Source organism: Variovorax sp. FW305-3-2-15-B-LB1 (assembly GCF_058787635.1).
The window spans coordinates 76,365-86,975 of sequence record NZ_JBYSZY010000025.1 but is presented as its reverse complement, the minus strand read 5'-3'; the positions used below and the strand labels follow the sequence as shown (position 1 = coordinate 86,975).

The 10,611-nt window shown below is 69.2% G+C and carries 10 protein-coding genes; 7 read left to right on the top strand and 3 right to left on the bottom strand.

Annotated features, from left to right (window positions below; translation table 11 throughout):
• Positions 1-50: 50 nt before the first annotated feature.
• Together AC3WQR_RS17215 and aptA are read right to left on the bottom strand one after the other, a co-directional pair.
• A complete protein-coding gene (locus AC3WQR_RS17215; protein WP_492742947.1) occupies positions 51-1,148 on the bottom strand; it encodes a C45 family autoproteolytic acyltransferase/hydrolase in 1,098 nt (365 codons plus the stop codon).
• A 56-nt stretch (positions 1,149-1,204) separates the two neighbouring features.
• Positions 1,205-2,563: an omega-aminotransferase AptA gene (gene aptA, locus AC3WQR_RS17210; protein ID WP_492742945.1), complete on the bottom strand. Its 1,359-nt coding sequence runs from the start codon at positions 2,561-2,563 to the stop codon at positions 1,205-1,207.
• Between the two features lie 164 nt (positions 2,564-2,727).
• Here aptA and AC3WQR_RS17205 point away from each other — a divergent pair, with 164 nt between their 5' ends.
• The 3 genes from AC3WQR_RS17205 to gabT are packed head-to-tail and all read left to right on the top strand — an operon-like array spanning position 2,728 to position 6,249.
• Entirely contained in the window at positions 2,728-3,675 is a 948-nt protein-coding gene (locus AC3WQR_RS17205; RefSeq protein ID WP_487849427.1) for a GntR family transcriptional regulator, read from the top strand.
• Between the two features lie 14 nt (positions 3,676-3,689).
• Positions 3,690-4,928 carry a serine hydrolase domain-containing protein gene (locus AC3WQR_RS17200; RefSeq protein ID WP_492742943.1) on the top strand — a complete coding sequence of 413 codons (1,239 nt, stop codon included), beginning with the start codon at positions 3,690-3,692 and terminating at the stop codon, positions 4,926-4,928.
• A gap of 31 nt (positions 4,929-4,959) precedes the next feature.
• Positions 4,960-6,249 carry a 4-aminobutyrate--2-oxoglutarate transaminase gene (gabT, locus tag AC3WQR_RS17195; RefSeq protein ID WP_492742942.1) on the top strand — a complete coding sequence of 430 codons (1,290 nt, stop codon included), beginning with the start codon at positions 4,960-4,962 and terminating at the stop codon, positions 6,247-6,249.
• A gap of 4 nt (positions 6,250-6,253) precedes the next feature.
• On the opposite strand, the gene AC3WQR_RS17190 is transcribed toward gabT, so the two are convergent.
• On the bottom strand, positions 6,254-6,637 hold the full coding sequence (locus tag AC3WQR_RS17190; protein ID WP_062473196.1) for a response regulator: 384 nt from the start codon (positions 6,635-6,637) through the stop codon (positions 6,254-6,256).
• A gap of 236 nt (positions 6,638-6,873) precedes the next feature.
• Here AC3WQR_RS17190 and AC3WQR_RS17185 point away from each other — a divergent pair, with 236 nt between their 5' ends.
• The 4 genes from AC3WQR_RS17185 (at position 6,874) to AC3WQR_RS17170 (ending at position 10,510) form a co-directional block, all read left to right on the top strand.
• A complete protein-coding gene (locus AC3WQR_RS17185; RefSeq protein WP_492742940.1) occupies positions 6,874-7,671 on the top strand; it encodes an acetoacetate decarboxylase family protein in 798 nt (265 codons plus the stop codon).
• Positions 7,672-7,717: 46 nt separating this feature from the next.
• Positions 7,718-8,533: a helix-turn-helix transcriptional regulator gene (locus tag AC3WQR_RS17180; RefSeq protein WP_492742938.1), complete on the top strand. Its 816-nt coding sequence runs from the start codon at positions 7,718-7,720 to the stop codon at positions 8,531-8,533.
• Between the two features lie 31 nt (positions 8,534-8,564).
• Positions 8,565-9,560, top strand: a complete 996-nt coding sequence (gene dusA, locus AC3WQR_RS17175) for a tRNA dihydrouridine(20/20a) synthase DusA (RefSeq protein WP_492696866.1) — start codon at positions 8,565-8,567, stop codon at positions 9,558-9,560.
• 164 nt (positions 9,561-9,724) lie between these two features.
• Positions 9,725-10,510: an IclR family transcriptional regulator gene (locus AC3WQR_RS17170; RefSeq protein ID WP_062473201.1), complete on the top strand. Its 786-nt coding sequence runs from the start codon at positions 9,725-9,727 to the stop codon at positions 10,508-10,510.
• The last annotated feature ends 101 nt before the right edge of the window (positions 10,511-10,611 follow it).

The window sequence follows — 10,611 nt, the reverse complement described above, 5'->3', positions numbered from 1 at the left end:
GGGCAGGTTCATGGCAACACTCCTGGCGATGGCTGGGCGGGGCGGGCGGATCAGAGGGAATACTCGGTGAAGCGGTGCGCCTTGAAGGGCGCCGGCGCGATGCGCATCTTTCGTGCCGCCGTGTCCATGACGATGGTCGCCACGGTGGCCGACGAGGCCCCGCCGGGGCCCGCGCTCGGGCTGCGGCACACGGCGCGCGGCGCGCCGAAACGGTCCTGCAATGCGTCGAGCACGTCCTGCTCGGTGAGCAGGCCCGCTGCGCGCCTGTTGTGCAGCGCCTCGGTCACGCGGCGGTCGCGGTAGAGCGAATCGGGCGTGGTCTCCAGGCTGCGGTCGACCACGCGCGCCAGCGCCGCCGGGGTCTTGAAGTGGTTGGCGTGCACCAGGATGCCGCCTTCGGGTTGCTGCCAGAACACCTGCTCGGGGCAGGTCTCCAGGCTCACGGCCTCGCCCTCGGCGTGCGTGATGATCATGTTGTTGGAGATCGAGCGCGCACTGCGGCACACCACGCCCAGCGCGTTGGCGTACAGCGTCGACTGCAGGATGCCGCGGCGGATCAGCGCCAGCGGCACGCCTTGCTGCTTGCCGTCGTTGTCGGCCTTGATGAAGTTGCCGGTGACGGCGATGCCCGCGCTGTTGAGCCCCGCGCGCGCCAGCGTGCCGGCCTCGGCGAAGGTGAGCATGGCCGGGCCTTCGTCGGGCTGGATGCGCAGCACCACGCCGAGTTCGAGGCTCTCGACGCGCCAGTCCCAGTTCTGCGCGTGGATGAGCTTGCCGTCGCGCGCGGCCGAGGGCATGACGACCACGCCGGTGCAGCCGTCGGGCGGTTCGGTGGCTTCGAGCTGCTGGAAGGCGTAGAGCATTTCGCTGCGCGCGTTGAGCGCCACGATGTCCTCGGCCGGCACGCCCGCGCCTTCGCCCACGCCCTCGATCTCGCGCAGCATGCCGGCGTCGAAGGCCTCGACCATCGGCATGAAGCGGCGTGCCAGCGCGCGCGTGCGCTCCCAGCTCAGGTCCACGCGCTCGAAGGCGGCGCGGTAGGTGCGCAGGCTCAGGTCGATGCGGTCGCCTGCGGCGCGGCCGTACTGGCGCCCGCGCTGCTGCGCGTCGCCTTCGATGTCGTACAGGGGGAACGATTCGATGTCCATGGTGTGTCTTGTCTCCGGGGCTTGTCTTGTGTGTCTGTGCGTGCAGCTTGAGGTGGTCAGGCTGTCGTGTCGGTGGCTTGTGCGGTCTGCGAGATGGCGGCGCGCAGGCTGTCGATGATCTGGTCGATGTGCCGGCGCTCCAGCGTGAACGGCGGCGACAGCGCAATGGTGTCGCCCACCGAGCGCACCAGCACGCCGCTGTCGTCCAGGCAATGTTGCGCCACCGCCTGCGCATGCGTGCCGGGGCCCGAGGGCCAGCCTTGCAGCTCGATGCCGGCCAGCAGGCCGACGTTGCGCACGTCGATCACGCCCGGCAGGCCGCGCAGGCTGTGCAGGCCGTCTTCGAAATAGGGCGACAGCTCGGCGGCGCGGGCGATCAGGCCGTCTTCGGTGTAGGCGTCGAGCGTGGCCATGGCGGCGGCGCAGGCCAGCGGATGGCCCGAGTAGGTGTAGCCGTGCGACAGCTCGACCGCGCTCACGCTGCCGTGCATGAACGCGTCGTGCACCGCGCCGCGCATGAGCACGGCGCCCATCGGCACGGCGCCGTTGGTCAGGCCCTTGGCGGTGGTGATGAGGTCGGGCGTCACGCCGAACAGGTCGGACGCGAAGTTGCTGCCCACGCGACCGAAGCCGGTGATGACCTCGTCGAAGATCAGCAGGATGCCGTGCTTGTCGCAAATTTCGCGCAGGCGCTTCAGGTAGCCACGCGGCGGCGGCAGCACGCCGGTGGAGCCGGCCACGGGCTCGACGATCACGGCGGCGATGGTCGAGGCGTCGTGCAGCGAGACCAGCGCCTCGAGCGCGTCGGCCTTGTCGATGCCGTGCGGCGGCTCGCCGCGCGAGAAGGCGTTGCGCGCCAGGTCGAGCGTGTGCGGCAGGTGGTCCACGCCGTTGAGCAGCGGCCCGAAGGTGCTGCGCTGGCGCCCGATGCCGCCCACCGAGATGCCGCCGAAGCCCACGCCGTGGTACGAGCGCTCGCGCCCGATGAGCCGGTAGCGGCCCGCGTCGCCGCGCGCCCGGTGGTAGGCCACCGCGATCTTCAGCGCGGTGTCGACCGACTCGGAGCCCGAGTTGGTGAAGAACACGTGGTCCATGCCGGCCGGCGCCATCTGCGTGAGGCGCTGCGCCAGCGTGAAGGCGGCGGGGTGGCCGATCTGGAAGTTGGAGGCGTAGTCGAGCACGTCGATCTGCGCCTTCATCGCCGCGCTGACCCGCGGGTTGCGGTGCCCGGCGTTCACGCACCACAGGCCGGCAATGGCGTCGAGCACGCGGCGGCCGTCGGCCAGGTCGTAGTGCAGGCCCTCGCTGCCGACGATGAGGCGCGGCGCTTGCTTGAACTTGCGGTTGGGCGTGAAGGGCATCCAGAACGCGTCGAGCGAACCGGGTGGCGTTGTCAGGGTATCGGCGGAAGCCACGGTGTTTTTCTCCTTGGGAAACGACCCGTCGTCCGGGTCGGCGTGGGGCCGATCTTGGAATCCAAATTGTATTTTTGGCGTGAGATGTACATGGTTTTTTAGGGCCAAAAATACAAAGAACCCGCGATGATCGGCACCCAGCCCGTGTTTCCGGAGACCCATGGATGGCCCCGCAGCAGCAGATGCAGACGCAGATGGACAACAAGTCGGTCCCGCCGCTCACCCAGCGCGTGAGCCGCTACATCCTCGACCAGGCCTTGGCCGGCGGCTACGAGAACGGCCGCCACATGACCGAGACCGACCTCGCGGGCCGGCTCGGCATTTCGCGCACGCCGGTGCGCGCCGCGCTGCGCCTGCTGCACGAGCGTGCGCTGCTGGCGCACGTGCCCAACCGCGGCTACACGCTGGTGGCCGACCGCGAGGCGCTCGACCGCGCACGCCGCGAGATGCCGGAAGACGAGGAGAAGACGCTCTATTACCGCGTGCTGCGCGACCGCCTCGCGGGCAAGTTGCCGACGCGCGTCAACGAACTCGAGCTGGCCCAGACCTACGGCGTGCCGCGCCCGCTGCTGCGCAACGTGATGACCACGCTGCTGCAGGACGGCGTGCTGCGCGGCCGCCACTACCAGCGCTGGGAGTTCACCGAAACCCTCGACTCGGTCGAGAGCGAGCGCGAGAGCTACCGCTTCCGCCTGGTGGTGGAATGCGCGGCGCTGCGCGAGCCGGGCTTCAAGGTCGAGCACGAGCGGCTGCTCGCCTGCCGCGAACAGCAGCAGACCTTGCTGACGCACGCCTCGCGCCATTCGTGGATGGAGTTCTTCGAGGCCAACGCGCAGTTCCACGAGCTGCTGGCCAGCGCCTCGGGCAACCGCTTCATCCTCGATGCCGTGAAGCAGCAGAACCGGCTGCGCCGCATCTCCGATCTGTCGGACTACCCACTGGTGAACATCGACCTGCTGCGCAAGTCGTGCCGCGAGCACCTGCAGATCCTCGACGCGGTCGAGGAGAACAAGCTCGAAGTCGCCGCCAAACACATGCACGCCCACCTGAGCCGTGCCAGCGACATCCTGGAGCGCCGCGTGATGGGCGACCTGGATGCGCTCGGCGAATGAGCCACCGCACACCCATGATCACCCTACAAACGACGGTTTCCGATGCCGCGCTGGCCGACGGCTGGCACGATGGTTTTCCCACGGCCGGCACCGCGGTGCAGCGCCCACGCGAACGCCCGATCTTCCAGGCGCCCGAGAACCGCTGGGCCTTCTCGCACCTGCGCGAGCTGCAGCCGACACGCAACGTGTCGCGCGGCACCGGCCCGGTGTCGGTGCTGCCGCGCGCCGAGCGGCCGGAGCTCGACACGCTGGCCTTCTCCTTGCCCGCCGACGGCTCGCGCACCGACTGGCACAGCGCGCTCACAACGATCTGCGCCGACGGTGCGGTGGTGCTGCACCGCGGGCGCATCGTCTACGAGCGCTACTTCGGTGCGCTCGACGAGCACGGGCAGCACATGGCGATGTCGGTCACCAAGTCGGTCGTCGGCACGGTCGGCGCGATGCTCGCGGCCGAGGGTTCGCTCGATGAGCATGCGCAGGTGCGGCACTACATCCCCGAACTGGCGATGAGCGCCTTCGGCCATGCGACGGTGCGCCAGGTGATGGACATGACGACGGGCATCGACTACTCGGAGGACTACACCGACCCCGACGCCGGCGTGTGGAAGCACGCACGCGCCGGTCAGTTGCTGCCGCGCCCCGCGGGCTACGCGGGCGCTGAGGGCTACCGCCAATTCCTGCAGAGCGTGCAGGGGCAGGGCACGCACGGAGAGGCCTTTGCCTACCGCACGGTGAACACCGACGTGCTGGGTTGGCTCATCAGTCGCGTGGCGGGCCAGCCGCTGGCGCGGGTGCTGGGCGAGCGCATCTGGTCGCGCCTGGGCGCCGAGCAGGACGCGGCCTTTGCCGTGGACGGGCAGGGCGCCGAGTTCGCGGGCGGCGGCCTGTGCACCGGCCTGCGCGACCTCGCGCGGCTGGGCGAAATGATGCGGCTGGGCGGCGCCTTCAACGGCGCGCAGATCGTGCCCGAAGCCGTGGTGGCCGACATCCGCCGCGGCGCCGATCCGGCGCGCTTTGCGCTCGCGGGCTACACGCGGCTGGCCGGCTGGAGCTATCGCAACATGTGGTGGGTGGCGCACGACGCGCGCCGTACTTTCACCGCACAAGGCATCCACGGCCAGGCGCTGCACATCGACCCCGAGGCCGAGATGGTGGTGGCGCGTTTTGCCTCGCACCCGCTGGCTGCCAACGCGCACCTGCCGACCTCGATGCACGCCTTTCGCGCGCTGGCCGAGCACCTGATGCGCGGCTGATTTCTGTCTCTTCTCTTTCTATTTTTTCTTCATGCTCACCCAAGTCACGACCAACGCGAGCCTGCAGGCTCGCAAGAACGCCGCCTGCGCGCAGGGCATCGGCACGCTCACGCCGCACTTCACCGCCCGCGCCGACAACGCCGAGCTGTGGGACGTGGAAGGCCGGCGCTTTGTCGACTTTGCCAGCGGCATCGCCACGCTCGCCACCGGCCACCGCCATCCGCGCATCGTGGCGGCCGTGCGCGCGCAGCTCGACGACTTTCACCACACCTGCTTCCACGTCACGCCGTATGAGGAGTACGTGGCACTGTGCGAGCAGCTGAACCGCGTGGTGCCCGGCCCGAGTGCCAAGAAGAGTGCGCTCTTCACGACCGGCGCCGAGGCCATCGAGAACGCGATGAAGGTGGCGCGCGCCGCCACGGGCCGCAGCGGCGTGGTGGCGTTCTCGGGCGCCTTCCACGGCCGCACCTTCATGGGCATGGCGCTCACCGGCAAGGTCGCGCCATACAAGGCGGGCTTCGGTCCGATGCCGGGCGACGTGTGGCATGTGCCGTTTCCGGCCGCGCCGCTGGGCGTGACGGTGGACGACAGCATCGCGGCGCTCGACAGGCTGTTCAAGACCGACGTCGATCCGCAGCGCGTGGCGGCGATCGTCATCGAGCTGGTGCAGGGCGAGGGCGGCTTCTACGTGGCGCCGCCCGCGCTCATGGAACACCTGCGCGCGGAGTGCGACCGCCACGGCATCCTGCTGCTCGTCGACGAAATCCAGACCGGCTTCGGTCGCACCGGCAAGCTCTTCGCGCTGGAGCACTACGGCATTGAGGCCGACCTGGTGACGACTGCCAAGAGCCTGGCCGGCGGCTTTCCGCTGTCGGCGCTCACGGGGCGCGCCGAACTCATGGACGCCACGCGCGTCGGCAGCCTGGGCGGCACCTACGCGGGCAACCCGCTGGCGGTGGCCGCGGCGCTGGAGACGATGCGCGTGATCGAGGACGAAGGGCTGGTCGCACGCGCCCGCATGCTCGGCGAACGGCTGACGGCGTGCCTCGCGGCGCTGCGCACCGAGGTGCCCCGCATCTGCGACGTGCGCGGCCTCGGCGCGATGGTGGCGGTGGAGTTTCGCGATCCGCACAGCGGCGAGCCCGACGCCGAGTTCACGAAGCGCGTCCATGCAGCGGGGCTCGAACGCGGCCTGCTGCTGCTGACCTGCGGCGTGCATGGCAATGTGGTGCGCTTTCTGTTTCCGCTCACCATTCCGGAAGCGGTTTTTGAAGAAGGACTGGGGCTGCTGGCCGAATCGATTCGCGCGGCCAACGTCTGAACGTCTAACGGCGCGGCGCAATGCCGAGCGTGCGGCAGAAGTCGTAGAAGTCTTCGAGCTGCAGCGATTTGTCGAACACCGCATCGACGCCCGCCGACAGCGCGCCTTCACGCACCTCGGAGGTCGCGTGGTTCATGAACACCACGGTGCGCTGCGCGGGCGACTTGCGTTCCCTCAGGTGGTTGGCCACGGTCAGGCCGTTGCCCTGCGCGAGGAACACGTCGATCACGGCGGCGTCCCAGGCGTCGGGGTTGGCGTCGAGCCAGTCGATGGCTTCATCGCTGCTGCTGGCGGTGGCGACGACTTCGCATCCGGAGAATTCCCTCAGTCCATCGGTCAGGGTGGTGGCGATCAGGGGGTTGTCTTCTATGAGGTAGATGCGGGTCATCGGTGCGTAGCCTGGAAATGAAATGCGTCGGCTCGTCTGCGCTTGTGGCGCGGGTCTGCCGGGCCGGTCCATTGTCACGAGGCGAGGGCGGGGCGGAGTCGGACAACGCCGCCACATGGCGTCCCCCGCGCACGCGAAAGCGCTGTTTGTGCATTGCATCACTGGCGTACAAGACGCGGAGGCGGGGCGTGCCTATCTTGCGGGGCTTCTTTGACTCCGTCACGACAGGTTGTTTGATGTCGCCTTCTTCTTCGTCTTCCTTCGCTCCCCCCTTCACCGCTTCGGGCCGCAGCGCGCTCGTGCAGGCGCCGCCGTGGCACTACGCCGGGTGGCTGGTCAACGTGGGCTTCTCGTTCGATGCCGCACGCGGCGCCGCGCTGGTCCCGCCGGAGGTCGGCGTGGCCACGGGCCATGGCTGCGTGCATTTCGCCGACTGGCAATCGTGCGGCGACGACGGGCGCGAAATGCTCGACCCCGTGTACGCGCAGTACCGCGAGACCATCGTGGTGCTCGAGATCGAACCGGCGCGCGGCGACACATCGCGCCGCTGCTTCTACTGCCCGCTCATCTACGTCGACCAGGACATCTCGATGCTGCGCGGCTGGCTGCAGGGCTGGCCCAAGAAGATCGGCCAGACCTGGCTCACGCGCAGCCTGCCGCTGATCCATCCGGCCGCCGCGCCGATGGCGGCCGGCAGCCGGCTCGGCGCGAGCCTCAGCGTGAAGGAGCGGCGGCTGGTGGATGCGACGGTCGCGCTGTCGGGCGAGGCGAGCGGGCCGCTCGGCTTCCTGGCCGCGCCCACCATCGGCGCCATCGGCTGGCCCGACCTGACGCAGCCGGGCAGCGTGGCGGTGCCGCGCTATCTGCGTGCCGACATCATCGACCGTGTCGAAACGGGCTGGGTGCGGGGCGAGGCCACGCTGCGTTTTCACGAGCACCCGGTGGAGGAACTCGCGCTGCTCGGCCCCGTGCAGGCGACGCAGGCCAGCGCGGGCTGGATGGGCCTCACGGTGCGCGGCGCGATCGCGGTGTGAGGAGGGCGCTGCCTTCGGCGGGCGGCTGCGCTACCCTCGGCGGGCCATGAGGCTTCCCGCCCCGACGACCTCGCACGTGATCGGCCTGCCGCTGGCCGACGGCACGCCGGTCGAGGTGATGTTTGCGGGCGATCCCAAGGCGCACTTCGCATTGCACTGGCATGCGGAGTGGAGCGTGGGCGCGATCGTCGAAGGCCGCTGCGAGTTCGTCTGCGCCGGCGCGCCCTGCACCGCGCAGGCCGGCGAGCTGGTGCTGATGCCGCCGTTCGCGCTGCACACGGCCGGCGTGAGCGCGCAGGGCTTTCGCATGGTGATGCTGTATGTGCCGCACGCCTGGGTGGCGGCGCGAATGGGGTGGCCGGTTGGTCGGCGCGGGTCGCTGCGGCAGGAGGTCTGGCGCGACGAGGCGAGCGTCGATGCGCTCGCGCAAGCGGCATCGGCGAAGGACGGTGCGCGCATCGGCGCGCTGCTCGACGGCATCTTCCGAACGCAGACGACCGAGCCGCTCGTGGCGGTCGCACGGGCCGCGGGCGATGCGCGCGTCGAGGCCGTGTGCGACCTGCTCGCGACCGAGGACGCCTGCCGCATCGAACCCACGTCGCTCGCCGAACGGCTCGGCGTGTCGCGCGAGCATTTCCATCGCCTGTTCCGCGCGGCGGTCGGCATGGCGCCGGCGCAGTACGCGCGGCTGGCGCGCATCGCTCGCGCCAAGGTGCTGCTGCGCGAGGGCCATGCACCCGCCGAGGTGGCCGCGCAATGCGGCTTTGCCGACCAGGCGCATTTCTCGCGCTGGTTCCGCCGCTGCTTCGGCGTGACGCCGGGGAACTACCGGGCAGGCGGCTCGCCAAAAACCGTCGCGTGAGAAACTACGCCCCCGAGCGAGCGCCCCGCGTATGAACGACAAGTCCTTGAATCTGAAAGAAAAAATCATCTCCGTCGCGCCCATGATGGACTGGACCGACAGGCATTGCCGTGTCTTCCACCGCCTCATGACGCGCCACGCGCTGCTCTACACGGAGATGGTGACCACCGGCGCGCTGATCCATGGCGACGTGCCGCGCCACCTGCGCTTTCACGAAGAAGAACATCCCGTCGCGTTGCAGCTCGGCGGCAGCGAGCCGCACGACCTCGCCCATTGCGCGAAGCTCGGGCAGGAGTGGGGCTACGACGAGATCAACCTGAACTGCGGCTGCCCGAGCGAGCGCGTGCAGCGCGGCGCGTTCGGGGCCTGCCTCATGAACGAGCCGCAGCTGGTGGCCGATTGCGTGAAGGCGATGGTCGACGTGGTCGATGTGCCGGTCACGGTGAAGCACCGCATCGGCATCGACAAGATCGAGAGCTACGAGTTCGTGCGCGACTTCGTCGGCGCGGTGAGCGAAGCGGGTTGCGGCACCTTCATCGTGCATGCGCGCAACGCCTGGCTGCAGGGCCTGAGCCCGAAGCAGAACCGCGAGATTCCGCCGCTGCGCTATGCGCTGGTGCACCGCCTGAAGCACGACTTTCCGGCGCTGCAGTTTTCGATCAACGGTGGCATCGCCACCAACGCCCAAGTCCACGAGCACCTGCGTCTGCTCGACGGCGCCATGATCGGCCGCGAGGCGTACCACAACCCCTGGTGGCTGGCCGAATGGGACGCCGAGTTCTACGGCGACGCCCCGCAGACGCTCACGCGCGAGGACATCGAGGCGCGGATGTGCGACTACATGGTGCGCGAGGCGGCCGAGCACGGCACGAACTGGTGGTCGATCGCGCGCCACATGCTGGGTCTGCGCAACGGCCTGCCCGGCGCGCGCCGCTGGCGCCAGGTCTGGAGCGACCACCGCCTGAAGACGCGCCCGCCGCACGAAGTGATGGCGCTGGCGCACGAACCTGCCGCCCAGGCCGCCTGAATTCCGGCCCCGCCGCCCCGACTTTGTAGACAGTCAACACAATTGAGCGAAGTTGACGCTCGATGGAACACAGTTTCATGACAATGCAACAACAAGTGTGAGCGAAGCACCTGTTTTTGCTCAAGAATAAGGCGGTCAGGGAAACAAGAAAAAGGTTCTGTCTTATGAGTGAAGCTGCAGGCAGCAAGGAAGAAGTCAGTGCGCTTGCCAGGGGGTTGTCGCTGCTGAAGGTCATCGGGATGGCGGCAGCGCCCGTCGGAAACCGGGAATTGGCCGACACCACCGGCATTCCGAAGGCCACGGTGTCGCGCCTCACGGCGACGTTGGTGGGGGCGGGGTATCTGCGGCAGTCGCAAGACAGCGAGCGTTTCAGCCTGGGGCCGGTGTTGCTCGACATGAGCAGCCGCTACCTGCGCAATTTCGACCTGAGGGCGCTGGCGCGTCCCCATCTGAGCAACCTGGCCGAACTGTCGGGCGCCAGCATCCACATGGCGGTGCGCGACGACCTGGACATGCTGGTCATCGATTCGCTGCGCCCGCGCTCGGCGCTCATCAGCTCCCGCATCGACGTCGGCTCGCGCATGTCCATCGCCACCTCCGCCTCCGGCCGCGCCTACATCGGCGCCTTGCCCGGGCCTGAGCAGTCGGCGTTGCTGGAGCAGATCCGGCTCGAAACCGGCGAGAACTGGCACGCCATCGAGCCGCGCCTCATCGCCAGCCTCGAAGAGCACGCCCGCCTGGGCTACTGCACCTCCTTCGGCGAATGGAACCCCCAGATCCACGCCTTGGGCTTCGCGCTCGAAGGCCCGCGCGGCGAACGCTACGGCGTGAGCTGCGGCGGCCCCGCCTACCTGCTGCCGAGGGAGGCCATGCTCAGCCGTGTCGCCCCGCGCATGCTGGAAATCGCCCAGCGCATCGCGACAGAGGCAGGCACCCTCACGCTAGGCTGAAAAAGGAAATAGACCGCGCCCGAAGGGCGCCGGTCACCTTCGTGAGACGCCGCGGAACCGGCTTCGCCGGGCCGCAGGCGTCGCCCCCGGAAGGGGGTTGG